General features: G+C 69.6%; 27 protein-coding genes. 19 read left to right on the forward strand and 8 right to left on the reverse strand.

Translation table 11 applies throughout. The annotated features are described in order from the left end of the window. Positions 1-126 precede the first annotated feature (126 nt). From ACH46_RS05930 to ACH46_RS05990, 14 genes are all read left to right on the forward strand, one after another. A complete protein-coding gene (locus ACH46_RS05930; RefSeq protein ID WP_062392103.1) occupies positions 127-498 on the forward strand; it encodes a DUF2568 domain-containing protein in 372 nt (123 codons plus the stop codon). Next, complete coding sequence (locus ACH46_RS05935; RefSeq protein ID WP_120298701.1) at positions 485-928, forward strand: nitroreductase/quinone reductase family protein; 444 nt, start codon at positions 485-487, stop codon at positions 926-928. Before ACH46_RS05930 ends, ACH46_RS05935 begins: the two co-directional genes overlap by 14 nt. A 57-nt stretch (positions 929-985) precedes the next feature. Continuing rightward, positions 986-1,813 (forward strand): LOG family protein, encoded by an 828-nt coding sequence (locus ACH46_RS05940; RefSeq protein ID WP_062392105.1) that lies wholly within the window; start codon positions 986-988, stop codon positions 1,811-1,813. Beyond that, complete coding sequence (locus ACH46_RS05945) at positions 1,810-2,346, forward strand: LOG family protein (RefSeq protein ID WP_062392106.1); 537 nt, start codon at positions 1,810-1,812, stop codon at positions 2,344-2,346. The genes ACH46_RS05940 and ACH46_RS05945 overlap by 4 nt, the downstream gene beginning before the upstream one ends. 42 nt (positions 2,347-2,388) lie before the next feature. Then, positions 2,389-4,161 carry a long-chain-acyl-CoA synthetase gene (locus ACH46_RS05950; RefSeq protein ID WP_062392107.1) on the forward strand — a complete coding sequence of 591 codons (1,773 nt, stop codon included), beginning with the start codon at positions 2,389-2,391 and terminating at the stop codon, positions 4,159-4,161. A gap of 96 nt (positions 4,162-4,257) precedes the next feature. Next, positions 4,258-5,070, forward strand: coding sequence for a dihydropteroate synthase (gene folP / locus ACH46_RS05955; RefSeq protein ID WP_226995854.1), 813 nt, complete (start codon positions 4,258-4,260; stop codon positions 5,068-5,070). Further along, a complete protein-coding gene (locus ACH46_RS05960) occupies positions 5,067-6,014 on the forward strand; it encodes a glucosyl-3-phosphoglycerate synthase (protein ID WP_082399426.1) in 948 nt (315 codons plus the stop codon). The genes folP and ACH46_RS05960 overlap by 4 nt, the downstream gene beginning before the upstream one ends. Positions 6,015-6,018: 4 nt before the next feature. Continuing rightward, a complete protein-coding gene (locus ACH46_RS05965; RefSeq protein WP_062392109.1) occupies positions 6,019-6,378 on the forward strand; it encodes a DivIVA domain-containing protein in 360 nt (119 codons plus the stop codon). Between the two features lie 123 nt (positions 6,379-6,501). Next, a complete protein-coding gene (locus ACH46_RS20755; protein ID WP_006895853.1) occupies positions 6,502-6,669 on the forward strand; it encodes a DUF3117 domain-containing protein in 168 nt (55 codons plus the stop codon). A gap of 89 nt (positions 6,670-6,758) precedes the next feature. Beyond that, the gene (locus ACH46_RS05970; protein ID WP_062392110.1) at positions 6,759-7,520 is read left to right on the forward strand and encodes a methyltransferase domain-containing protein; all 762 of its coding nucleotides are present in this window, start codon (positions 6,759-6,761) and stop codon (positions 7,518-7,520) included. A 67-nt stretch (positions 7,521-7,587) separates the two neighbouring features. Next, complete coding sequence (glgC, locus tag ACH46_RS05975; RefSeq protein WP_062395038.1) at positions 7,588-8,805, forward strand: glucose-1-phosphate adenylyltransferase; 1,218 nt, start codon at positions 7,588-7,590, stop codon at positions 8,803-8,805. A 157-nt stretch (positions 8,806-8,962) separates the two neighbouring features. After that, positions 8,963-9,637: a helix-turn-helix transcriptional regulator gene (locus tag ACH46_RS05980; RefSeq protein ID WP_062392111.1), complete on the forward strand. Its 675-nt coding sequence runs from the start codon at positions 8,963-8,965 to the stop codon at positions 9,635-9,637. Then, positions 9,634-10,761 carry a hypothetical protein gene (locus ACH46_RS05985; protein ID WP_062395040.1) on the forward strand — a complete coding sequence of 376 codons (1,128 nt, stop codon included), beginning with the start codon at positions 9,634-9,636 and terminating at the stop codon, positions 10,759-10,761. The genes ACH46_RS05980 and ACH46_RS05985 overlap by 4 nt, the downstream gene beginning before the upstream one ends. Next, complete coding sequence (locus tag ACH46_RS05990; RefSeq protein WP_062392112.1) at positions 10,758-13,382, forward strand: multicopper oxidase domain-containing protein; 2,625 nt, start codon at positions 10,758-10,760, stop codon at positions 13,380-13,382. The genes ACH46_RS05985 and ACH46_RS05990 overlap by 4 nt, the downstream gene beginning before the upstream one ends. Positions 13,383-13,439: 57 nt before the next feature. Here ACH46_RS05990 and ACH46_RS05995 read toward each other — a convergent pair whose 3' ends face one another. From ACH46_RS05995 to cofD, 3 genes are read right to left on the reverse strand one after another with little or no spacing between them, the layout of a single operon-like run. Further along, complete coding sequence (locus tag ACH46_RS05995; protein ID WP_062392113.1) at positions 13,440-14,024, reverse strand: NUDIX hydrolase; 585 nt, start codon at positions 14,022-14,024, stop codon at positions 13,440-13,442. Then, positions 14,021-15,376, reverse strand: a complete 1,356-nt coding sequence (locus ACH46_RS06000; RefSeq protein ID WP_062392114.1) for a coenzyme F420-0:L-glutamate ligase — start codon at positions 15,374-15,376, stop codon at positions 14,021-14,023. Before ACH46_RS06000 ends, ACH46_RS05995 begins: the two co-directional genes overlap by 4 nt. After that, positions 15,373-16,377: a 2-phospho-L-lactate transferase gene (gene cofD, locus ACH46_RS06005; protein ID WP_062395042.1), complete on the reverse strand. Its 1,005-nt coding sequence runs from the start codon at positions 16,375-16,377 to the stop codon at positions 15,373-15,375. The genes ACH46_RS06000 and cofD overlap by 4 nt, the downstream gene beginning before the upstream one ends. Positions 16,378-16,670: 293 nt before the next feature. On the opposite strand from cofD, the gene ACH46_RS06010 reads away from it, so the two are divergent. Next, on the forward strand, positions 16,671-16,994 hold the full coding sequence (locus ACH46_RS06010; RefSeq protein WP_062392115.1) for a WhiB family transcriptional regulator: 324 nt from the start codon (positions 16,671-16,673) through the stop codon (positions 16,992-16,994). A gap of 108 nt (positions 16,995-17,102) precedes the next feature. On the opposite strand, the gene ACH46_RS06015 is transcribed toward ACH46_RS06010, so the two are convergent. Then, the gene (locus ACH46_RS06015; RefSeq protein ID WP_062392116.1) at positions 17,103-17,615 is read right to left on the reverse strand and encodes a metallopeptidase family protein; all 513 of its coding nucleotides are present in this window, start codon (positions 17,613-17,615) and stop codon (positions 17,103-17,105) included. Positions 17,616-17,706: 91 nt separating this feature from the next. On the opposite strand from ACH46_RS06015, the gene ACH46_RS06020 reads away from it, so the two are divergent. From ACH46_RS06020 to manA, 3 genes are all read left to right on the forward strand, one after another. Then, positions 17,707-18,135, forward strand: a complete 429-nt coding sequence (locus ACH46_RS06020) for a DUF3499 domain-containing protein (RefSeq protein WP_082399430.1) — start codon at positions 17,707-17,709, stop codon at positions 18,133-18,135. 61 nt (positions 18,136-18,196) lie between these two features. Continuing rightward, a complete protein-coding gene (locus ACH46_RS06025; protein WP_062392118.1) occupies positions 18,197-19,312 on the forward strand; it encodes a hypothetical protein in 1,116 nt (371 codons plus the stop codon). Continuing rightward, positions 19,312-20,550: a mannose-6-phosphate isomerase, class I gene (gene manA / locus ACH46_RS06030; protein WP_062392119.1), complete on the forward strand. Its 1,239-nt coding sequence runs from the start codon at positions 19,312-19,314 to the stop codon at positions 20,548-20,550. Before ACH46_RS06025 ends, manA begins: the two co-directional genes overlap by 1 nt. 83 nt (positions 20,551-20,633) lie before the next feature. On the opposite strand, the gene glpX is transcribed toward manA, so the two are convergent. Continuing rightward, on the reverse strand, positions 20,634-21,620 hold the full coding sequence (gene glpX / locus ACH46_RS06035; protein WP_062392120.1) for a class II fructose-bisphosphatase: 987 nt from the start codon (positions 21,618-21,620) through the stop codon (positions 20,634-20,636). A 109-nt stretch (positions 21,621-21,729) separates the two neighbouring features. Between glpX and ACH46_RS06040 the strand changes: the two genes are divergently transcribed. Then, on the forward strand, positions 21,730-22,299 hold the full coding sequence (locus tag ACH46_RS06040; protein WP_062392121.1) for a DUF4245 domain-containing protein: 570 nt from the start codon (positions 21,730-21,732) through the stop codon (positions 22,297-22,299). A gap of 15 nt (positions 22,300-22,314) precedes the next feature. Here ACH46_RS06040 and ACH46_RS06045 read toward each other — a convergent pair whose 3' ends face one another. Genes ACH46_RS06045 through ACH46_RS06055 form a run of 3 tightly spaced genes read right to left on the reverse strand, consistent with a single transcriptional unit; the run spans position 22,315 to position 24,529 of the window. Continuing rightward, complete coding sequence (locus tag ACH46_RS06045) at positions 22,315-22,548, reverse strand: exodeoxyribonuclease VII small subunit (protein ID WP_062392122.1); 234 nt, start codon at positions 22,546-22,548, stop codon at positions 22,315-22,317. Then, the gene (gene xseA, locus ACH46_RS06050; RefSeq protein ID WP_062392123.1) at positions 22,545-23,804 is read right to left on the reverse strand and encodes an exodeoxyribonuclease VII large subunit; all 1,260 of its coding nucleotides are present in this window, start codon (positions 23,802-23,804) and stop codon (positions 22,545-22,547) included. The genes ACH46_RS06045 and xseA overlap by 4 nt, the downstream gene beginning before the upstream one ends. Then, the gene (locus ACH46_RS06055; protein ID WP_062392124.1) at positions 23,801-24,529 is read right to left on the reverse strand and encodes a lipid droplet-associated protein; all 729 of its coding nucleotides are present in this window, start codon (positions 24,527-24,529) and stop codon (positions 23,801-23,803) included. The genes xseA and ACH46_RS06055 overlap by 4 nt, the downstream gene beginning before the upstream one ends.

A 24,529-nucleotide genomic window follows, 5' to 3' on the forward strand; every position in this document is an offset into this window, starting at 1 on the left:
TCGTGGCCATCCTCGCATGCGGCTCCGACGAAATCCAGAATTCAAGAACACTGTTCTTGATTATCGGCGGCGACGCGACTATCTTCAAAAAGAGAGAGCAGTGTTCTCGAATGTGAGGAGAGTGGTATGACCTCGATCTACGTCTGGACGCTGGCGACCGTCGTGTTCCTGTTGGAGCTCGCCATGGTCGGGGTGCTCGCGACGGCCGCCTGGCTGCTCGCCGACCGCGGCTGGACGGGATGGCTCGCCGCGATCGGGACCGCGACGGTCGTCGTCGCTCTGTGGGCGCTCTTCGCGTCGCCGATGCCGGTGGTCGACGTGGCGGTCCTGAAGCTTGTCGTCAAGGTGGTGCTCTTCGTCGCGGCGTCACTTGCGATCTGGTCGGTGATGCATCGCGCCGATCTCGCGGTGTGGTTCGCCGCGGTCGCGGTCGTCGTCAACCTCGCGGCCATCGTGCCGCCCTACAGCAACTATGGAGGATTCGATGTCCCAGCTTGAGAAGCGCGGCGGCAGGCTGCTCGCCGTCTCGAACCGAGCCGTCGGCGGACTCGTCCGCGTCGGGGTGGCACCCCACGACTGCCACGAACTGCTCGTCCCCGGGCGCGTCTCGGGCGACGTCACCGCCCGGCCGGTCAACGTCCTTGACGTCGACGGGCGGCGCTACCTCGTCTCGCCACGCGGCTCCAGCCAGTGGGTGCGCAACGTGCGCGCCGGGGGAGAAGTGCGCCTGCGGCGGCGCCGGAGCACGGCGTCCGTGATCCTCGTGGAACTCGACGACGAGGCGAAGCCGGACCTTCTGCGCGAGTATCTGCGGCGATGGGGATGGCAGGTGTCGGCGTTCGTCGACGGTCTGACCGCCGATTCCCCGCTCGCCGATTTGCAGGCCGCGGCACCGCGATTCCCGGTCTTCGAGATCCGCGACGCGTGAGCGCATGAGCGGCGGTCTTGCCGGGCGTCGCCCCGTGCGGGTTGCTAGTGTCGCCGCATGACTGAAGGACCGTCGCCCGACCCCACCCGACCTGCAGAGCGTCCGGCCTCCTGGCGCTCGGGGGTGCCGGGGCCCGACGACGCCTCGGTGCGCAACCTCGGCGCGGTCCAGGTCCGCGTGGAGGAGGGGGCCGAAGTCATCCCCTCCGACCGCAGGCTCCTGGAATGGATCGACCCCCGCGATCCGCAGCGTGCCGCGCAGCGAATGATCAAGGACTCTTGGCGGGTGCTGCGCATCCAATCGGAGTTCGTCTCCGGATTCGACGCGCTCGAGAACGTCGCGGAGGCGGTCACGGTCTTCGGTTCGGCCCGTATCAAGGAGCGCACCCCCGAGTACGAGACGGCGCGCGACCTCGGCCGACGCCTGGCTCACGAGGGGTTCGCGGTCATCACCGGTGGCGGCCCGGGTGTCATGGAGGCCACCAACCGCGGCGCCTACGAGGCGGGTGCGGAGTCGATCGGGCTCAACATCGAGCTGCCGTTCGAGCAGCACGCGAACCCGTGGGTCACGCTCAACATGAACTTCCGGTACTTCTTCGTCCGCAAGACGATGTTCGTCAAATACGCCCAGGCCTTCGTCTGTCTGCCCGGCGGCTTCGGGACGCTCGACGAGCTGTTCGAGGCGCTCACCCTGGTGCAGACCAAGAAGGTCCTCCAGTTCCCGATCGTCCTCATCGGCACCGAGTTCTGGGGGCCGCTGGTGGACTGGCTGCGGACGACGCTGGAGGGCGAGGGCATGATCTCGCCCGGCGACATCGACCTGCTGCACGTCGTCGACACCACCGAGGAAGCGGTCGCGATCATCGTGAAGGCGGCCCGCCGGTGAGCGCTATCTGCGTCTACTGCGCGTCGGGTCCGGTGGATCAGGACTACCTGGACCTCGCCGCCGCGACCGGCACCGCGATCGCGGACGCCGGACTCACCCTGGTCACCGGCGGCGGCAATGTCTCGATGATGGGCGCCGTCGTGCGCGCCGCCCGCGAGGCCGGCGGCCGGACCATCGGCATCATTCCCGAGCACCTGATGAAGAAGGAGGTCGCCGACCTCGACTCCACCGAGCTGATCGTCACCGACACCATGCGGGAGCGGAAGCGTCTGATGGAGGAGATGGCCGACGGATTCATCACCCTCCCCGGCGGCATCGGCACCTTCGAGGAGCTCTTCGAGACGTGGACCGGCGGCTACCTCGGTGAGCACCGCAAGCCGATCGTCCTGCTGAATCACGGTGGCTTCTACGATCCGCTGCTCGTCTGGCTCGATGATCTTCGGTCGAGAGGCTTCGTCGCGCAGGCGGCGCTCGATAAGCTCGAAGTATGTGACACCGTGGGTGACAGCATCGCCTATCTGACTAACGGGTAAGGTGGCGGCGTTCACCCGGACGACGATGAAGTGAGGCATTCGATGGGTACGCAGGTTCCGAGCAGGGTCGGCATCAAAGACATCGTCCGGGGCGTTGCCAGGATGGTGCCGGATCTGCCCGCCATGGCCACCCACGTGCCGGGCATGATCGTCCGCCCGCCGGCCGCCAAGCGCACCATCGGCCAGATCTTCGCCAAGCACGCCGCCGATCATCCCGACCGGCCGTTCATCCGCTGGAACGGTGAGTCGATGTCGTACGGTGAGGTGAACCGCCAGGTGAACCGCTACGCCGCAGTCCTCGCCGATCGTGGTGTCGGAACCGGAGACGTGGTCGGCATCCTCGCCAAGAACAGTCCCACCGACCTCATGGTGATCCTCGCGGCGCTGAAGCTCGGCGCGGTCGCGGGCATGCTGAACTACAACCAGCGGAACGAGGTCATCGACCACAGCATGAAGCTGCTCGGTGGCAAGGTCCTCGTCTACGACCCCGAGTGCAGCGAGGCCTACGAGTCCATCAGTCCCGACCGCCTGCCCGCCCACGTCCTCGACTTCCCGGCGCTCGACGAGGCCGCCGCGGGCAAGTCGGAGATGGACCCGGCCGTCACCAAGCACCTGCCCGCGTCGACCACCGCCTTCTACATCTTCACCTCCGGCACCACCGGCCTGCCGAAGGCCAGCGTGATGAGCCACAACCGCTGGCTTGCCAATTACGACGGCATCGGCGGCCTCGCCGTCCGGCTGCGCCCGTCGGACACGATGTACGTCGCGCTGCCGCTGTACCACAACAACGCGCTGTCGGTGTCGCTCGGCGCCGTGCTCTCCGCCGGAGCCTGCATCGCAATCAGCAAGCAGTTCTCCGCCTCGCGCTTCTGGGACGACGTCATCACCAACCGGGCCACGGCCTTCTGCTACATCGGCGAACTGTGCCGCTACCTCCTGGCCCAGCCGGAGAAGCCGACCGACCGCAAGCATTCGGTGCGCATCATGGTCGGCAACGGCCTCCGCCCGGAGATCTGGGACGAGTTCACCGAGCGCTTCGGGATCGACCGCGTCGTCGAGTTCTACGGTGCCAGCGAACTGAACCTGGCCTTCGTCAACGCGTTCGACGTCAAGCGCACCGCGGGCTTCTGCCCGCTGCCGTTCCGCGTCGTCGAGTACAACGACGACGGCACCGCCAAGCGCGACGCGAAGGGACGGCTGCGCAAGGTCCGCAAGGGTGAGCCGGGCCTGCTGATCGCGCAGATCAGCGACCGCGTCCCGGTCGACGGATACACGGACAACAGCGATACCGAGAAGAAGATCATCCGCGACGCCTTCAAGGACGGCGATGCGTACTTCAACTCCGGCGACCTGGTCCGCGAACTCGGCTTCGCGCACATCGCGTTCGTCGACCGCCTCGGCGACACCTTCCGCTGGAAGGGCGAGAACGTCGCGACCACCGAGGTGGAGGGCGCCTTCGACGGGATCGACTCGGTGGAGCAGGCCGTCGCCTACGGCGTCGAGGTGCCGGGCTGCGACGGCCGCGCGGGCATGGTGGCCGTGCAGTTGCGTCCCGAGCAGGACATGGACCCGAAGGAGCTGGCCGACCAGCTGTACCGGACGCTGCCCGCGTACGCGCTGCCGCTGTTCGTGCGATTCGTCCCGGAGATCGAGACCACGTCGACCTTCAAGAACCGCAAGGTGGAACTCCGCAACGAGGCGTACGCCGAGGTCGGCGACGACACGGTGTGGGTGCTGTCCGGGCGGAACGACGGCTACGTGCCCTTCTACGACGGCTACGCGGCCGACGTCGCCGCGGCGAAGGCCCCGCGCTGACGCTGCGGGGGAGCATCGTAGGGTGAGAGGGTGAGCAACGCCCGTCCGGCCGCGACCCTCTGCGGTCGGCCAGTCGCCGTCGACCGTGCCCTGGTCATGGCGATCGTCAACCGAACTCCCGACTCGTTCTACGACCACGGCTCCACCTTCACCGACGACGCCGCGAAGGCGCGCATCGACGAGGTGGTGGCGCAGGGGGCGGACATGATCGACGTGGGCGGGGTGAAGGCCGGCCCGGGCGACGAGGTGGACGCCGTCATGGAGGCCCGGCGCGTGGTGCCGATGATCGCGTGGATCCGCCGCACCCATCCGGACATCCTGATCAGCGTCGACACCTGGCGCGCCGAGGTCGCGGCTCAGGCCTGCGAGGCGGGTGCCGACATGATCAACGACACGTGGGCGGGCGTCGACCCGGGCCTGGTCTCGGTTGCAGTGGACGCGGGCGCCGGACTGGTCTGTTCGCACACCGGTGGCGCGCGCGTCCGCACCCGGCCGCATCGCGTGGCCTACGACGACGTGGTCGCCGATGTCGTCACCGAGGTCACGACCGCCGCCGAACGCGCCCGCGCGGCCGGCGTCCGCGAGGACGGCATCCTGATCGACCCGACGCACGACTTCGGGAAGAACACCCATCACGGTCTGGCACTGCTGCGGCATCTGGACCGCCTCGTCGACACCGGCTGGCCGGTGCTGATGGCGCTGTCCAACAAGGACTTCATCGGGGAGACGCTCAACGCCGAGCTCGGCGATCGCGTCGCAGGCACCCTCGCGGCCACCGCACTCGCCGCATCGCAGGGCGCCCGCATGTTCCGGGTCCACGAGGTCGCCGACACCCGCCGCGTGGTCGACATGGTCGCGTCGATTCTCGGCACCAGGCCGCCGGCCTGCACCGTCCGAGGACTCGCATGAGCCCCGGGCACGAGGGCGTGGCGTGGGCCGACCACGGCGAGGCGCGCTGGTCGCACACGCACACCTGGGACCACCCCGAATGGAACGTGGACGACCTCGTCGCCGCCAAGAACGGCCGCACGGTGTCGGTGGTGCTGCCCGCCCTCGACGAGGAGGCGACGGTCGCGGGAGTCATCGCGACCATCGCACCGCTGCTGGGCACGCTGGTCGACGAACTGATCGTCTTGGACTCCGGGAGCACGGATCGGACCGCGGACCGCGCGCGTGCCGCCGGGGCCCGCGTCATCACCCGCGAGGAGGCCATTCCGGACCTGCCGCCCGCCCCCGGCAAGGGGGAGGCGCTGTGGCGCTCCATCGCCGCGACCACCGGCGACGTGATCGCCTTCGTCGACTCCGACCTCATCGACCCCGACCCGATGTTCGTGCCCAAGATGGTCGGACCGCTGCTGGCCGACCCCGACATCCATTTGGTGAAGGGCTACTACCGGCGTCCCCTGCGGACCGGTGACACCCAGGAGCCGGGTGGCGGCGGCCGCGTCACCGAACTCCTCGCGCGGCCTCTCCTGACCGCGCTGAAGCCCGAGCTCGGCGAGGTCTGCCAACCGCTGGGCGGGGAGTACGCCGGGACCCGAGAACTGCTGGCGTCCGTGCGTTTCGCACCCGGTTACGGCGTCGAGATCGGTCTTCTCATCGACACCTACGACCGATACGGCCTCGCAGGCATCGGGCAGGTGAACCTCGGTGTCCGCAGCCACCGCAACCGGCCGCTGCACGAGCTGTCGGTGATGAGCAGGCAGATCGTCGCGACCCTGCTGGACCGCTGCGGCATCGAGGACTCGGGTGCGGGACTCATCCAGTTCGTCCCCGAACCCGACGGCGGCTTCACCCCGCACACCACCGAACTCCTCCGCGGCGAGCGGCCCCCGATCAACTCGCTACCCTGAACACGTGGTGACGATCGGACTATATGTGATCGGCGTGGCCCTCATGGTCGCGCTCCTCTTCGCGCTCGTGTGGTTCGTCTTCGGGCGGGGCGAGGAGCTGCCCCCGATCGAGAAGGGGACCACCCTCACGCGACTGCCCCGCGCAGGCATCGAGGGCGACGACGTCCGTCGCGTCGTCTTCCAACAGACCTTCCGCGGCTACAAGGCGTCCGAGGTGGACTGGACCCTGGAGAAGCTGGCCCGCGAGATCGACGAGCTGCGCGCCGTCGTGCACGACCTCCGGGCGCGCGACGAACTGGCGTCGGGTGTCGCCATCCGTTCGGCCGACCCCGAATCGACGCCGTCGGACCGCCCGGATTTGTGACCTGATTTCGTTTCGGATCGGCGCTCGCGTGCCGTCGACGGTCGTACTGCCCGCAGTGCACACCTGTGCGCGAAGTATCATTGGTCGGAACATCGTGAAATCCATATGAAGGGAGCACGACAGATGGCGGCGATGAAGCCACGCATGGGGGACGGACCGCTCGAGGCGGTCAAGGAAGGACGTGGGATCGTCGTACGGATCCCGATCGACGGCGGCGGACGCCTGGTCGTCGAGTTGAACGACGAAGAGGCCTCGGCTCTGGGCGAGGCGCTGCGCGAGGTCACCGCCTGAGCGACTCCGCAGGCTCGCGGTGGAACGCCGCGGCAGATCTTCTCGCGTGCCCGATCTGTGCGGGCGCGCTCGGCCCGGTCGGTGCGTCCCTGCGATGCGCCACCGGGCACTCGTTCGATGTGGCCCGGCAGGGCTACGTCTCCCTGCTCACGGGCAAGGGCACCAATCACCGGTCCGACACCGCCGACATGGTCGCGGCGCGCGGACGGATCTTCGACGCCGGGCTCTACCTGCCGATCACCGCTGCGGTCGCCGCCGAATGCCGCGATGCGTCGGTGATCCTCGACGCGGGCGGCGGCCCCGGCCAGTATCTGGCGGCCGCACTGGACGCCGCGGGCGACTCGGCCGTCGGCGTCGGCCTCGACCTCTCCCGCTACTGCGCGCGCAGCGCCGCCAAACGACATCCGCGAGGCTTCTCCGTGGTCGCCGACCTGTGGGCGGGCCTCCCGATCCGCGACGGCGTCGCCGACACCGTCCTGTCGGTCTTCGCGCCCCGGAACCCCGCCGAGACCGCACGCGTCCTGGCGCCGGGCGGCCGGTGGGTCGTCGTGACCCCCGAACCCGGTCATCTCGCGGAGATCGTCGAACCCATGCACATGCTGTCGGTGAGGGAGGGCAAGAGCGCACGCCTGGCCCACGACCTCGCCGCCGACTTCGACGACGTCACCGCCACTCGAGTCACCGCGGAGGCGGTGTTCGACGAGGATCGACTCGTCGATGTCGCCGCCATGGGACCCGCCGGGTTCCACCGCAGCCGCGACGAACTCGCGACCGCCGCGGCGGAACTCAGCGCAGGCGATCCGGTGCCCGCCACGCTCGACGTCACGGTCACCGTCGCACGTCGGCGGTGACATCGGCGGCCACTGGGATTTTTCCGTCGAGTGGTCCAGGCAGGTCACGCCGGATATGTTGGACATCGTGAGATCACAACCGCATGTTCTCGGAATCGTCCTCGCCGGCGGTGAGGGAAAGCGGCTCTATCCGCTGACCATGGACCGGGCGAAACCCGCCGTGCCGTTCGGCGGCTCGTACCGCCTCATCGACTTCGTGCTGTCGAATCTGGTGAACGGCGGGTACGAACAGATCTGCGTGCTGACGCAGTACAAGTCGCATTCGCTCGACAAGCACATCTCGCAGACCTGGTGGTCGTCGGGTTTCCACGGCGAGTTCATCACCCCGGTTCCGGCGCAGCAGCGTCTGGGGCCCCGCTGGTACACCGGCAGCGCCGACGCCATTTACCAGTCGATGAACCTGATTTACGACGAGGAACCCGAGTACATCGTCGTGTTCGGCGCCGACCACGTGTACCGGATGGACCCGTCGCAGATGGTGCAGGCGCACATCGAGTCCGGTGCGTCGGTCACCGTCGCGGGCATCCGGGTGCCGCGCAGCGAGGCGTTCGCCTTCGGCTGCATCGATGCGAACGACGAAGGTCGGATCACCGAGTTCCTGGAGAAGCCGGCCGATCCGCCCGGCACGGTCGACGACCCGGACGTCACCTTCGCATCGATGGGCAATTACGTCTTCACCGCCGACGCCCTCGTCGCGATGTTGAAGGACGACGCCGCCGACGCCGACTCCGATCACGACATGGGCGGCGACATCATCCCCGCCTTCGTCGATCGCGGTGAGGCCTACGTCTACGACTTCGACGACAACATCGTTCCCGGCCAGACCGAACGGGACAAGGGCTACTGGCGCGACGTCGGGACGCTCGACTCGTTCTACGAGGCGCACATGGATCTGGTCTCGGAGAACCCGGTCTTCAACCTCTACAACAAGCGCTGGCCGATCCGCGGCGAGACCAGCCACCTGCCGCCCGCGAAGTTCGTCCGCGGCGGCACCGCCAACGACTCGGTGGTCGGTGCGGGCACGGTGGTGTCCGGCGCGATGGTGCACGGGTCGGTGCTCTCCAACAACGTCTTCGTGGACGAGGGCGCGGTGGTGCAGGGCAGCGTCCTGATGCCGGGTGTGCGGATCGGCAAGAACGCGGTCGTGCGCAACGCGATCCTCGACAAGAACGTCCGGATCGCCGACGGCGGCCAGCTGGGCGTCGACCTGGAGCACGACCGCGAGCGATACGTGGTCTCGCCGGGCGGAATCGTGACGGTCGGAAAGAATCAAGTCATCGAGTAGCGGAGCTCGTCTCTGCAATTGTGACGCGGACGCTACCGTTCCGCGAGCCGGACCGCTGGTTGAGCCGGTCCGGAGCGACAGCGCAGGACCGTGTCGAAACCACGGAATGTGACGCGGGCGCTACCGTTCCGCCGCAAATTTAAATACGGTTGTCATCGTGGAAAAGAATTGGGGTCCGTCGCCGGCCGTCGTCGACGCCCCGGCGACGGTGACAGGCCGCCAGGGCGCCGTTCTCCAGATCCTGCGTCAGCAGGACGCGAGTGGGGGAGGCGGACTGAAGGTCGCCGACGTCGCCGAAGCCCTCGACCTGCACGTGAACACCGCACGCGAGCACCTCGACGCCCTCGTCGAAGCGGGATTCGCGACGCGCCAGCGCGCCGAGAGCACCGGCCGCGGCCGTCCCGCGTGGATCTACCGGCTCGCCGAACCCGACACCGACGAGCGCTTCGGCGCCTACCGCAGCATGGCGATGGTGTTGGCCGGACATCTGTCGCAGACCGCAGTCGACGCGCGCGCCGACGCCCGCGAGTTGGGCCGCAAGTGGGGCCGGGAACTGGCGTCCGACGCCGAACCCCACGCGCGCGGGCGAGTCGTCGCCGACCTCCGTCGCGTCGGCTTCGCACCGGTCGCCGAGTCGGAGGATTCGTTCGCGCTGACTCGCTGCCCCCTGCTCGACGCCGCTCGCGAATATCCCGAGGTGACCTGTCAACTGCACCTCGGCCTGATCCGCGGGATCCTCGGCGACGACGACCAGGTGGGGAACCCGGTCCTCGTACCGTTCGCGCGTCGGGGTTCGTGCACGCTGCGACTGCCGTCGGCGCGGCAGTCATGACGGAGAAGTCCCTCTCCGACTCCACCCGCCTGCGACTGCTCCTCCTGATCCCCGGTGGCTTCGCACTCCTCGCCGGCCTCGACGCCGCCCTGCTCCTGCTGGGACTGAGCGCACCCGTTACTGCGAGTCGGCTCGCCGACGTCCACGGCATCCTCATGGTCTACAGCTTCGTCGGCACCGTCGTCGCTCTGGAGCGCTCGGTGGCGCTCGGCCGCCTCTGGGGCTTCCTCGCTCCGGCAGGTCTCGGGTTCGGCGGCGTGCTGCTCATCCTGGTGCCGAACAACGCGGTCGGCGGTGCCGCGGTGGCCGTCGGCTCGGCGGCCCTCGCCGCCCTGTACGTGCCGCTGTGGCGCCGCAACGCGGCGACCGCGGTCCTCGCGCAGGCGTGGGGCGGCGTCATCGCCCTCGGCGGTGCGGTGATGTACGCGGCCGGCGTCCCGATCCCGTGGATCCTGCCGTGGCTTGCGGGTTTCCTGGTCCTGACCATCGCCGGCGAGCGGCTGGAGCTGGCGCGGGTGGCCTTCCTCGTGCAGAACGTGGAGGGCTGGGCGCTGGCCGCGAGCGCCGCGTACTTCGTCGCGATCCCGGCCTCCCTGCTGTGGCCCGACGTCGGGTACCGGGTCATGGGCGTCACCCTGATCCTCCTGACCGCCTGGCTGCTGCGCTACGACGTCGCGGGCAAGACCATCCGGAGCACCGGTCTGCCGCGGTTCAGTGCCGCGTGCCTGCTGTCCGGTTACGTGTGGCTGCTCGTGGCCGGCGGCGTCTGGATCGTCGCAGGCCCGGTCCGCTCCGGCCCCGCCTACGACGCGTCCGCGCACGCGGTCTTTCTGGGTTTCGTGATCTCGATGATCATGGCGCACGCGCCGATCATCCTGCCCGCCGTCCTGCGGCGCCCGCTGCCGTACCGGCCGATCATGTACGCCCCCGCCATCCTGCTGCACGCCTCGCTGCTGCTGCGCATCGTCGTCGGCGACGGTGCCGACCAACTGTGGGCCGTGCAGGCCGGCGGCGTCCTCAACGTGGTCGCCGTCCTCGGCTTCGTGGTGATCGCCGTCGCCTCGGTCGTCATCAGAACTTCTCCCGCCCGCCCGGCGGCCGACCGTGTGAAGGCGGCGTCGTGACTCTCGGAACCTGGAACCTCCGCGTCGGTGCGGTGGTCCTCGCCTGGCTGTCCGCCCTCGTCGGCGTGGCCGTGGCCGGCGACGCCGTCGCCTCATCGCACTGGCTGATGATCCACCTCCTCGGGCTCGGTGCTGCAAGCAACGCGATCCTCATCTGGAGCTGGTACTTCACCGAGGCCGTCCTCCGCCTCTCGCACGCCGAGAACCGGCGGTCCCAGGCGCTGCGCCTGGCCCTGTTCAACGCCGGCGCCATCACCGTGGTCGTCGGGTACGGCGTCGTCGCGACCGCCGACGGCGGGGCACGCGGCGCCGTCTGGTGGGCGATCCTTGCGGGCGCCACCGTCGCCTTCGCCGCCGTCGCCTGGCACTGCGCCGACCTGGTCCGTCGCATCCGCACGGCGCTGCCGTCCCGGTTCGGCGGCATGGTCCGCTTCTACGTGGCGTCGGCGGCCTTCCTGCTCGTCGGCATCGGCTTCGGCGCGACGATGACGCGCGACGACCTGCCCGGCGACTGGCACGAGCGGCTCGCCGTCGCCCACGCGGGCCTCAACGTTTTCGGGTGGATCGGCATCACCGTCATCGGCACCCTGGTGACGCTATGGCCCACCATCCTGCGCACCCGCATGGCCGACGGTGTGGAGCGCGCCGCGGCGCGGGCCCTGCCCGCCCTGTGCGGTGCGGTGTCGCTGATCGTCCTCGGTGCGCTGCTCGGCATCCTGTCCGTGTCCGTCGTCGGTGTTCTGGTCTACGCGGCGACGCTCGGCTACGTCGCGTGGTCGCACGTCGACGAGGTGCGCCGCAAGAAGCCCACCGGATTCGCGAGCCTGTCGGTCCTGGCCGGCGTCGCCTGGCTGATGGGCGGTCTCGTCGTCCTCGCGGTCGCCTATGCCACCGCGCCGGACTGGGCCACCGCGTACGACCGCCTCGACGTCCTCACCACCGCCCTGCTCGGCGGCTTCCTGGCGCAGGTGCTGCTCGGCGCGCTCAGCTATCTGATCCCGGTCGTCCTGGGCCGCAAGCCGTCGGCGACCCAGCAGGCCATGCGCGCCCTCGACTACTGGGGGCCGGCCCGCGTGGGCGCCGCCAACGCCGGACTGCTGGTGTGGGCGCTCCCGGGCGACGGTTGGCCCCACCGACTGTCCGCGTGGGTGGCGGTGATCGCTCTCGCGAGCTTCATCCCGCTCGCGGTCTGGGCGGCCGTCAAGGGACTGCGGCCCGCCGAGACCGACGGCCCGCGTCCCCGGCCCACCGACCGGCCGGGTCCGAACGTCCTCGGCGCGCTCGCCGCGGGCGTCGCCGCAGTGGTCGTGGCGGGTGCGGTCGGCGTCGCGATCGACCCGGCCGCCGTCGGCCTGCCCGGCGGGGAGCAGTCGTCGGTCGTCGCGACCGGCCACACCACCACGGTGAAACTCGGCATCACCGGGATGCGGTTCACCCCCGGCAGCATCGAGGTGCCGCGGGGCGACCGCCTCGTCATCGAGCTGACCAACACCGGCACCCAGACGCACGACCTGGTGATGCCCAACGGCGTCCGCACGCCGCGCCTGACACCGGGCGGGCAGGCCACCCTCGACGTCGGCGTCGTCGGCTCCTCCATGCAGGGCTGGTGCTCGCTCCCCGGACACCGGCAGATGGGCATGGTGCTCGACGTCGTCGTCAAGGGCGCACCCCGCGAGACCGCGCCGCCCACCACCTCACCCGGCGAGCACTCCATGCCGTCGATGGACATGGCCGCCGACCCCGGCCCGGGCTTCGTCGCCCGCGACCCGCGAATCCCCGCGCTGTCCACCGAGCGCGTCCACACGATGACCCTCGACGTCCGCGACGTGCAGCGTCAGGTGGCGCCCGGCGTCACCGTCACCCAGTGGCCGTACGGCACCGTCGGACCAGACGGGAAGTACACCGGCGGGGCGCCGGGACCCACGCTTCGCGGGCGGGTCGGTGACCGCTTCGACATCACCCTGACGAACTCCGCGTCGATGGGGCACTCGATCGACTTCCACGCCGGCGCCCTGGCACCCGACGGGCCCATGCGGACCATCGAACCCGGCCAGTCGCTGAAGTACTCGTTCACCGCCACGCGCAGCGGCATCTGGCTGTACCACTGCTCGACGATGCCGATGTCCACGCACATCGCCAACGGCATGTTCGGCGCCGTCATCATCGACTCGCCGAACCTGCCGCCCGTCGACCAGGAGTACGTCCTGGTGCAGTCGGAGGTCTTCCTCGGCGGACCCGACGGCACCGCGAACGCGGACAAGATCGTCGCCGAACGGCCCGACCTCGTCGTCTTCAACGGCTACGCCGACCAGTACGACCACCGCCCGCTCACCGCGAAGGTCGGCGACCGGGTGCGGATCTGGGTCCTGTCCGCGGGACCGAACCGCGGCTCGGCTTTCCACGTGATCGGCGGCCAGTTCGACACCGTGTGGAAGGAGGGCGCCTACCTTCTCCGGCCCGACAACCCGCAGTCCGGCGGCAGCCAGGTCCTCGACCTCGCGCCCGCGCAGGGCGGTTTCGTGGAGCTGAGCTTCGGCGAGAAGGGCAACTACCCGTTCGTCACGCACTCGATGATCGACGCCGAGCGCGGTGCCCACGGGATCATCCGGGTCACCGACTGACGGGGCGGGTTCCACTGGTTGAGCTGCGCTCGGGCCTTTCCGCTGGTTGAGACATTCCTAGGTGGGGCGGAGCGCGGCCCGGCCCATCTCGATGAGGCTCGGCACCGACTCGGCGTCGATCTTCTCGGGCAGCGCGTCCACGGGCCACCAGGCGAGGTCCGTGGACTCATCGCTGATGACGATCTCCGGCAGGGACCCGTCGGATGTCGGGTCGGCGACGGCCGCGAACCGGACGTCGAGATGTCGTGTGGGGACGCCGAGCGAGCACGTGATCGGGTGGGTGTGCAGCTGCACCGGCCCGGTCGACATGGTGAGCGACGGCAGGCCGGACTCCTCCAAGCCCTCGCGGAGCGCCGCGGCCTGCAGAGTCGTGTCCTCCGGCTCGCAGTGCCCGCCGAGTTGCAGCCACTTGCCGACGCGGGGATGCAGCGTCAGCAGGACGTGGGTCAGCTCGGCGTTGAAGACGATCACCGACGCGGTGAGATGCCCTGCCTCGCAGGCGCGTTCGCAGCCGCTCTCGGCGGCGGCCAGGAATGCGAGGTAGGCGTGGCGGATCGAGTCCTGGTTCGGATTCGGCGCCGACCAGGCGGTGAGGGCCGCGGTGGCCTCCGCGTGCAGGGCTGCGGATCCGGGCGTGCTCACAGTTCCATCACCAATCCGTCGGTGGAGGCGGGGGAGCGCAGTCCGGCGGGCTCCTCGGGGTGTCCGATCGCGACGGCGCCCAGCGGCTGCCAGTCGCCCGGCAGGTCGAGTTCGGTTCGGACGACGTCGGCGGCGAAGATCGTCGACCCGACCCAGCAGCTGCCGACCTCACGTGCCGAGAGTGCGACCAGCAGACCGGCGACGGCGGCACCGCCCGCCACCAGGAACATGGTGTCCTCGCACCGGTTGCGGCGCTCGTCCGGGTACTCGTGCATGCCCTCGCCGGTCATCACCGGGATCACCAGTTCGGGTGCGTCGTACAGGATCTGGCCGCGCTGCACGCGCTTGGCGATGGACTCCGGCGTCTTCTCGTCCGCCGAGAGGTCCGCGCGCCACGCGTCGGCCATCGCATCGAGGAGGCGTCGCCGGCGGTCGCGGTCGCGGACCCAGATGAAGCGGATCGGATGCGTGTGGTGCGGGGCCGGAGCGGTCAGCGCGTCGGCGAACGCGGCGCGCAGGATCTCGGGGTCGACGGGGACGTCGGCGAACCGTCGCACCGAGCGGCGCGTCAGCAGTGCCTCCCGATGTCCCTGCGCCAGAGCCTCTTCCACGCCGAGTCGGAACATGTCGTCGTCGAGGTCGCGCACCAGGTCGCGGGCCGCGGTGCCGTCGTCGTGGAAGGGCATGCCGCGCACCACGGCGACGGGCACGCCGTCGAGTTTGCCCTTCACCAGATCGGCCGCGGCCGCGAGTTCGTCCGCGATCGCGATGTCGGTGACCATCAGCGTGTTGCCGTAGCTGTCGTCCACACCGTCGTACGGGTGGCTGACGGCGATGCCTGCGGCTCCGATCGCGACGTCGGTCTGCCCGGTCCGCCAGGCCCGTCCCATCGTGTCGGTGACGATCACTGCGACGGACCGGCCGAAGTCGTCGGCGAGCCGGGTACGGAGACCCGCGGCGCTCGCATCGGGGTCCAGTGGCAGCAGTGCGATCTGATCGGTGCGGACGTTGGAACCGTCGACTCCCGCGGCCGCCTGGACCAGGCCGTTGCGGTTCGCGGTGATCAGCGTTCGGTTGCGGCGGGCGACGATCCGGACGGTCTCGTCGTCGATCAGCTTGCGGCGGAAGGCATCACGCTCGTCGGGGCCGGTCGGTGCGGCCACCATGCGGCCCTCGGTCTTGGAGAAGACCTTGCTGGTGACGACAAGGATGTCGCCGTCGGCGATCCACGGCGCCGCGGCGACGATCTCGGCGGCCAGATCGCTGTCGGTGCCGAACTCGCCGAGCCCGGTGACGGGCAGTACGCGCAGCCCGTCGGGGGCGCGGTGGTCGGCCGCGGGGGAGTCGGTCACGGCGTGCTCACTCCGACCAGTCGGCAGGCGGCGCGAATCATGTCCGCGGTGGCGGCGGGATCGGTCATCAGCAGGGGAGCGGAGGCGACGGCGATGCCGTCCACCTTCGCCTCGTCGCCCTCGGCGATCAGCCAGCCGTCCAGGATGCCGTTTCCGCTGCGCGCACCGTAATGCTCGGCGATGCCCTGTGCCGAGGTCTCCACGCCGATCACCGAAAGACACGCGTCGGCCATGCCGCGCAGGGGCTTGTCGTGGATCACCGGGCTGATGCCGACGACGGGTGCCTTCGTCTGGCGCAGTGCCCCGCGGATGCCGGGCACCGCCGTGATCGCGCCGATGCTGACGACCGGGTTGCTGGGGGCCAGCAGGACGATGTCCGCGTCTGAGATCGCTTCCAGGACACCGGGCCCCGGCTTCACCTCGTCGCGCCCCACCTGGGCGAAGCTGTACGTCGGGACCTGCGCCTTGTGGCGGACCCACCACTCCTGGAAGTGGATGGCGACCCGTTCGCCGTTCTCGGCGCCCGGCATGTCGATGACGACGTGCGTCTCGTGCCGTTGATCGCTGGCCGGCAGCAGGCGGACGCCGGGCTGCCAGCGTCGACTCAAGGCCGCGGTGACGTCAGAGAGCGGGTAGCCGGCGTCGAGCATCTGGGTGCGGATCAGGTGCGTGGCCAGATCGCGGTCGCCGAGACCGAACCAGTCCGGGTCGGCACCGTACGCCGCGAGTTCCTCCTTGGCGTTCCAGGTCTCGTTCCTGTGTCCCCACCCGCGTTCGGGATCGATGCCGCCGCCGAGCGTGTACATGCAGGTGTCGAGGTCGGGGCAGATCCGCACGCCGTGCATGTAGGCGTCGTCGCCGACGTTGACGACCGCGGTGACCGTATTCGCCGAATCGGGGTCTCCGTCGAGTTGCGGAAAGGGCGTGCGTCCGAAGAGTTCGCGTGCGCCTTGCAGAAAACGGGCGCCGCCGACGCCGCCCACGAGTACCGTCACCTTCACATCGACCACTCTAATGACCGGCTGATCGGTGCCCGCGGGACGGCATGGAAGAGCCGGTGCTGGCGGGGGTCCGCGACACGCCGATGATCGTGCGATTCGTCCGCGTGGCACGGAATTGTCGGACCTCGATGGTAGGAATGAATCTTCTGCTTCCGCTTGACCGCGATGGTGGCGAGCGTGTCTAATCACAACAGTGTCATTCGAGGTTCGAATCGTTGATGACGCATACCAATCAGATGGCCGGTCTGATTGCGGGGACGAAGTAATCAAGTCTGCGAGCAGGGAGGTGCCGGATGACTTTGGAAGCGGGCGATGGTGCTGACCCGGTCAGCTATTCACCTATGAGTCGCCACCTGTCGGTGGTGCCGAACGACTTCGAGGAGTTGTTCGATGCGGTCGAGGAGCAGTGGCAGGATCGTGCCCTGTGCGCTCAGACTGACCCGGAGGCGTTCTTCCCGGAGAAGGGCGGCTCCACGCGCGAAGCCAAGCGCATCTGCCAGGGCTGCGAGGTCAAGGCGGAGTGCCTGGAGTACGCGCTCCACAACGACGAGCGTTTCGGCATCTGGGGTGGACTCTCCGAGCGAGAGCGACGCCGCCTGAAGCGAGGCATCATCTAGAGTTCACGCTCGGGCGCGATGCCAACCCGCACGACCCCTCTCGTATCGGCTACCTCCTGCCGGCTGCGACGAGGGGTCGGGTCGTCTCTGCTGGCCCTTTCGTCTCCGCTAGTCCTTCTCGGGCCCGTCCTCGACGGTCTCCTCGTCGACGCCCAGATACGTCGCCACCTGCTCGATGAGCACCTCCCGCAGGATCTCCGGCAGGTCCTCCGCATCCTGCGCCCGCAATTCGAGCGGGCGACGGAACAGGATGATCTGCGCGCGCGTCGGTCGGCCCGCCACGTCGACGCCCTCCGGAATGAGTCGGGCCAACGGAACCTGTCCGTCGGCGGTCACGTCGTCGGGCCACTGCACCGGCTCGTCGCCGCGCGGAAGCATTCGCGGAATGTCGTCGACCGCCACGTCCAGCCCGACCAGATGGTCATGCCAGAGCGCGTCGATCTCGGTGAAGGCTTCGACGGCCGCGGCGTCGAAGCGGTCCGATCGGGTCTTGTGCGCGGGCATCGCGGCGGGCATCAACGGGCCGCGCAGCCCGCGGCCGCGACGATCCCCGCGCAGTCGACGCGGCGGCGGGGCGAGGAGTTCGCGTCCCGGCCGCACCGGAACGAGTCGATAGGCCATGCGACAACAGTAATCGAACCGTTGCCTCGGGCGACTGCGCCCGAGCGTGTCGATTGTCCGGTCCGGCGCGCTAAGCGATAGGCTGGGCGGCGTGAGTGTCCCTCGTCAGTGCTGCAGGCCCGGCTGTTCTCGTATCGCCGTGGCGACTCTGACGTTCGTCTACGCCGAATCGACCGCTGTGATCGGTCCGCTGTCGGCGTCGGACGAACCGCATTCGTGGGACCTGTGCTCGCCGCACGCCGATCGGATCACGGTGCCGGTCGGCTGGGAGATGTTGCGGAGCGAGAGTCAGTTCCCGCAGCCCGCCGAGGATCAGGAGCTGACAGCTCTGGCCGAAGCCGTGCGGGAGGTCGCCGTCGGTACCCGCAGCCCCCGCGCGGGCTTCATGAGCAACGCCGACCTCGACGAGATCGCGCGCGGACGTCATCGCGCGCAGCCGCGGCCGACGCCGGCTCCTGCCGTCACGCCGCGTCCCGGACGCCGTGGACACCTTCGGGTACTTCCGGATCCGGTCGACTGACTGAGCGACTGGGATTGCGCTCGCGCCTCTTTCGAGGCAGGCGAATACTAGGCTGTGATGCATGTCTGCGCCCATTACTGACCTCGACGACGTCGACGGTCTGCTCGCCGCGGACCGCGACGGGCTGCTGCGTGCCGCCGCTATGGCGGGTGCCGGCGTCCGCGCGGTGTCGCAGGCGCAGGCCGAGGGGGCGCTTCACCGTCTCGCTGACCTTCGCCCGCGCGCGCTGATCGTCGTCACCGGCGCCGACTCCGTGGCGCGCGGAGCGGCTGATCTCATCGTCGCGACCATCGCATCGCGCATCGACGTCCCGGTCGTCGTGTCGCCGCTCCTACCCGGCTGGATCGGCCCGCTGGACGTGGTCGTGATCGTCGGCGATGACGCGGGTGATCCGGCGCTGGGCGACGCCGCGATGCGGGCTCTGCGTCGTCGCGCCGAACTGGTGGCGGTGGTGCCGATCGAGGGGCCGCTGATGGACGCGATCGGCGATCAACCGATCGGTGACCTGTCGCCGCGACTCGTCGTCGACCCGCGGTTCAGCTTCTGTCGGTTCGTCGCCGCCCTGACTGCGGTGTGCACGGCCCTCACCGCGGTGCGGCTGACGCCCGCGCCGCCGGATCTCTCCGACGTCGCCGACCGGCTGGACGACGAGGCGGCGGCCGACCATCCGGACCACGAGAGTTTCCACAACCAGGCCAAGATGCTCGCCCTGCGGATCGCGGGCCGCACGGTGGCGTGGTCCGGTGACACCGCAGGCGCCGTCGTCCTCGCAGCACACGCAGCCTCCGTGTCGTTCACGGTGGCGGGCACCGTCGCGCAGACGGTGTCTGAGCCGGCGCTGGTGGCTCGTCTGCGGAGCGGAGGGCCTGCGACGGCGCCCGCCGCCGACGATCTGTTCTACGACCCGGACTTCGACCCGCCTCGCGAGAACGCGTTCCGGGGGATACTGTTCACGACCGCGGCCCGAGCCTGGTCCGCGGAGCATCGACTCGGCGGTTTCGGCGACGTGGACGTCGTCGCCGAGCAGGTGATCGGGGCGGGGTCGACGCTCATGCCGGGACCCGCAACGGGGGATCCGCCCGCGGATGCACCCGCCGACCTGACGGCGTACCTGGTGTTGGCACTGCGAGCGGAACTCGCCGCGGTGTTCGTTCGATTGATGGGAGAAGCGGCCTGATGAAGCTGCTGGCTGGAGTGGTGCGGCCGTACGCGTGGGGATCGCGTACCGCACTCGCCGAGTTGCGCGGCACACCGAGTCCTTCTGCGCACCCCGAGGCCGAACTCTGGTTCGGCGCGCACCCGGCATCACCGGCGCAGGTGACCGGTGTGCTCGACGGACCGAGCGACCTGCTGAGCGTGATCGAATCCGATCCCGAGGATCAGCTGGGGCGGGCGACGACCGAACGATTCGGGCCCCGTCTGCCGTACCTGCTCAAGATCCTCGCGGCGCAGGAGCCGCTGTCGCTGCAGGCCCATCCGAGCCTGGAGCAGGCTCAGCTCGGCTTCGACCGGGAGAACGCCGCGGGCCTCGCGATGGACGCCGCCGACCGGAACTACCGCGATCCGTCGCACAAGCCCGAGCTGGTGGTCGCCGTGACCGAGTTCGACGCCCTCGCCGGCTTCCGCGACCCGCGCGAGACCGTGGAGCTGCTGCAGTTGCTCGCGGTCCCGGGCCTGAATCCGTATCTGAACATGCTGGTGGAGCAGCCCGACGAGACCGGCCTGCGCGCGGTCTTCACCACCTGGCTCACGCTGCCGGAGTCGGTGATCGGCGCGTTGGTGCCGGAGGTCCTCGACGGGGCCATCCGCGTCCTGGAGAGCGACCCCGATCGGTTCGTCCTGGAACTGCGCTCGGTGCTGGAGCTCGGCGAGGCCTACCCCAGCGACCCCGGCGTCCTGGCGTCCCTGCTCCTCAATCGGATCCGACTGCAGCCGGGCGAGGGCGCGTACCTGTCTGCGGGCAACCTGCACGCGTACCTGCACGGCATGGCCGTCGAGCTGATGGCGAACTCTGACAACGTGCTCCGCGGCGGTCTGACGCCCAAGCACATCGACGTCCCGGAGCTGCTGCGCGTGCTCGACTTCCATCCGATCAGCCTCGAGCAGCTGATGCCCGACGTCCGCAGCCTCGGCGCCGAGCGCATCTACCTGACACCCGCCGACGAGTTCCGGCTCTCCCGGATCGAGCTCGACGGCACCGGCCTGCACGCCGCGCAGTCGATCGGCTTCGACATGCCCGGTCCGCAGGTCCTCGCCGTCATGTCCGGTCGGATCGCGGTCGACGACGGTCGGGGAGAGGCGCTCGTCGCAGGCCCCGGCGACGCCGTCTGGCTCGCCGACAGCGACCCCGACGTGGTGGTCCGCGGAATCACCAGCAACGCGGTCTTCTTCCGCGCGATCGTGCCGCTCCAGTAGACGTCCCCGCAGACCGAAAGATTTCGGCCCCCGAATCCATCTCTCAGAGGGATTCGGGGGCCGAAATTTCAGAGCCGAGTCGATCAGAGATCGAGGCGGGCGTACTCGCGCAGCTTCGAGGTCTGGTGGACGGCCTCGATGGTGCGGATGGTGCCCGACTTGGAACGCATGACCAGCGAACGGGTGGTGGCGCCGTTGGGGCGGTAGGTGACGCCGCGCAGCATGTCGCCGTTGGTGACGCCGGTGGCGCAGAAGAACGAGTTCTCGCCCTTCACCAGGATGTCGTTGGTGAGGACCTGGTCGGGGTCCAGGCCCGCGGCGATGGCCTTCTGGCGCTCGGCGTCGTCCTTCGGGGCCAGCTTGGCCTGGATCTCGCCGCCCATGCACTTCATGGCGACGGCCGTGATGATGCCCTCGGGGGTGCCGCCGATGCCCATCAGCATGTCGACGGTGCTGTACTCGCCCGCTGCGGCGATCGCGCCGGCGACGTCGCCGTCGGAGATGAGACGGATCTTGGCGCCGGCCTCGCGGATCTCCTTGATCAGACCCTCGTGGCGGGGGCGGTCCAGGACGACGACGGTCAGGTCGGCGATGTCGATGCCCTTCGCGGCGGCGACGGAGTTGATGTTCCACTCGACGGACTGCTCGATGTCGATCGATCCCTTGGCGGCTGCGCCGACGGCGATCTTGTTCATGTAGAACACGGCCGAGGGGTCGTACATGGTGCCGCGCTCGGAGACGGCGATGACGGCGATCGAGTTCGGGCGACCCTCGGCCATCAGGGTGGTGCCGTCGATCGGGTCGACGGCGACGTCGACCTCCGGGCCCTCACCGTTGCCGACGACCTCGCCGTTGTACAGCATCGGCGCTTCGTCCTTCTCGCCCTCACCGATCACGACGGTGCCGCGCATCGACACGGTCGACAGCAGCTCGCGCATGGCGTCCACCGCGGCGCCGTCGCCTGCGTTCTTGTTGCCACGGCCGACCCAGCGACCGGCGGCGAGTGCCGCGGCTTCGGTGACTCGGACCAGTTCCATGGCCAGGTTGCGATCGGGGGCTTGCTTCGTCATGCGGACTCCACTTTCGTTGCGAACCTAGAATGAGGTCTAGACCTTGATTCTTTCATGCCGCATACTGGCGATTGGCTGGGGGCGGCGCGAGGCTGCGATACTCGACGGCATGGCCGACAAACCCCGGATCCTTCACGACAGCAAAGATCTCATCTGGTCGCTCATCCCGCTTCTGCTGATCGCATTGGTGGTCGCGGGCATCAGCGGCAGTTGTTCCTTCGGCTTCGGGAACTCGGCGACCGACCACACCATCCCGAGCTTCGACGCGAAGGCGGGACTGCAGGCCGACGCCGACACCATGCCGTTCTCGATCCGGGAGCCGGATCTGCCGAAGGACTGGAAGTCGAACTCCGGCACCACCCAGGAGGTCGGTTCGTCGGTGTCGAGCAACGTCGGCTGGATCACCCCCGACGGCGTGTACGTCCAACTGACGCAGACCGGCGCCACCGAGGACGCCCTCGTCTACAAGCTCCTGTCGGACAAGGCGACCGGTGAGGGCGTCGTCGACATCGACGGCCAGAAGTGGGTCAAGTACGCCGGCGAGGGCGACAAGCGCGCGTGGATCGCCGATTTCGGCGACGTCCGCATCGCCGTCGTCAGTCGTGACGAGCCGTCGATGACGGTGATGGCGAAGGCCGTCGGTCAGGCGCAGCCACTGCCGCACAAGTCCCGGCCCTGATCCCGGCGGTCCGAGTCAATCCTCGTCGTCCGCGTCGGAGTTGAGGGTGGCTTCGATCCGATCGCGCGCGCCGTCGAGGTGCTCCGTGCAGCGTTGGGCGAGCGCTTCCCCGCGTTCCCACAGGGCCAGCGATGCGTCGAGGCCGAGGCCTCCGCGTTCGAGGGCGGCCACCACATCGGCCAATTCATCGCGGGCCTCCTCGTAGCCGAGTTCGGCGACGGGAGTCCGGTCGGCGTCGGGCTGCGTCACTGCGCATTCTCCTTCGTAGCGTCCTGGTGATTCGGGGCGACGACCGCGGCGGCCGAACCGTCGGCCACCCGGATCCGGATCCGGGCCCCCTCGGGGAGATCATCGATCGAGCGCACCGCGTGCAGAGCGTCGACGTCGGTCCGTTGGACGACGGCGTAACCGCGCGCCAGGGTCTGCGCCGGACCCAGTGTCGCCAGCTGGGCGGCGAGGCGGGCGGTGCGATGCTCCTCGACGGTCAGCAGATGCTGCACGCTGCGGCGGACGTCACGGACGGCGCCGTCGACCCGATCCTGGCGGTCGTCGATCATGCGCAGGGGATTGGCGAGGACCGGTCGGGAGCGCAGACTCTCGACGACGCGCTCCTCGCGGTGCACCCAGTTGCGGAGGGCGCCGGCGCTGCGGCGACGCAGTTCGGCGATGCCGCGCAGTTCGGCCGTCACGTCCGGGACCACGCGCTTGGCGGCGTCGGTGGGGGTGGCGGCGCGGACGTCGGCGACGAGGTCGAGGAGCGGGTTGTCGGGCTCGTGGCCGATCGCGCTCACGACGGGGGTGCGGCAGTCGGCGACGGCGCGCAGGAGCGTCTCGTCGGAGAACGGCAGCAGATCCTCCACGCTGCCGCCGCCGCGCGCAATGACGATGACGTCGACGCGGGGGTCGGCGTCGAGGACCTTGAGCTGCTCGATGATCGCGGGCACCGCGGTCGGGCCCTGAACGGGGGCGTCGCGGAGGTCGAAGCGGACGGCCTCCCAGCGGGCGGTCGCGACCGCGACCACGTCGCGCTGGGCGGCGCTCGCCCGGCTGGAGATGAGGCCGACGGTGTGCGGGAGGAATGGGAGTGGGCGCTTGCGGCGCGGGTCGAACAGACCCTCGGCGGCCAGGAGCGCTTTGACCCGTTCGATACGGGCGAGGAGTTCGCCGATGCCGACCGGGCGGATGTCGGTGATGCGCAGCGACAGGGTGCCGCGGCCGGTGTAGAAGTTGGGGCGGCCGTAGACGACGACGCGTGCGCCCTCGGCGAGGGGGACCTCGCTGCGCTGCAGCAGCATCGGATCGCAGGTCACCGACAGCGACATGTCCGCGGCCGGATCACGCAGCGTCAGGAACGCGGTGCGGGTGCCGCGACGGACGTTGATCTGGGTGAGCTGCCCCTCCACCCAGATCGCGCCGAGCCGGTGGATCCAGTCGGCGATCTTGAAGCTGATCGTGCGGACCGGCCACGGATTCTCCGCGCTGTTCGCCTGGTCGGGCGAGGTCATCGCGTGGTTTCGGACTTCTTCTGCTGGCTGGTGATGCGATTGTCGATCATCGTGACGAAGGGGGTGCGGTTGCGGCCGGCCTTCTCGAAGGCGAGGAGTTCGCCGAGCTCGTCGACCCCGAGGCCGCGGACCTTGGCGCGGAGCTGAGCCAGGGTCAGGTGCGGGTAGTCGAGGGCCTCGACGGTCTCCGGCAGCGGGCCGTCGGCGGCGGTGTCGTCAGCCTGCGTGGCGGCGGCGCCGGCCTCGACGTCGACCGGTGCGGAACTGTAGAGCGCGAAGCGTCCGGTGGCGGCCGGAGCGGAGCCGCCCGCGGGTGTGCCTTTGCTCTCACCGGCAGGGGGCTTCGCCGGGGTCGTGGTCTTGGTGGTTGCGGGGGCCGCGGTGCGCTCGGGGGCCTTCGCCGGTGCGTCGTCGTCGGCGACGGAGGGGAGGGTCGCGGGAGCGTCGGCGAGCAGGGGCCGCGAGGTCTCGGCGGGGGTCTCGTCCTCATCGAAACGTGCCCATTCCGGCTGCTCGTCGGCCTTGTCGCAGAAGGGTGCCAGGAACTCGTCGCCCTTGATGGCGAGCTCGGCGATGTTCTGCTGAAAACGCATGCCCGCCTGCAGTCCGCGGCTCACCGCGGTCATCGGCAGAGTGATGACGCGGGTCGGCAGTTTGCGGGTTTCCTCGATGGTGGTGGCGACCAGACCGGCGGCCACGCGGGCGGGATACGGAGGACGGCTCAT

The organism is Gordonia phthalatica (assembly GCF_001305675.1).
Classification (GTDB): domain Bacteria; phylum Actinomycetota; class Actinomycetes; order Mycobacteriales; family Mycobacteriaceae; genus Gordonia; species Gordonia phthalatica.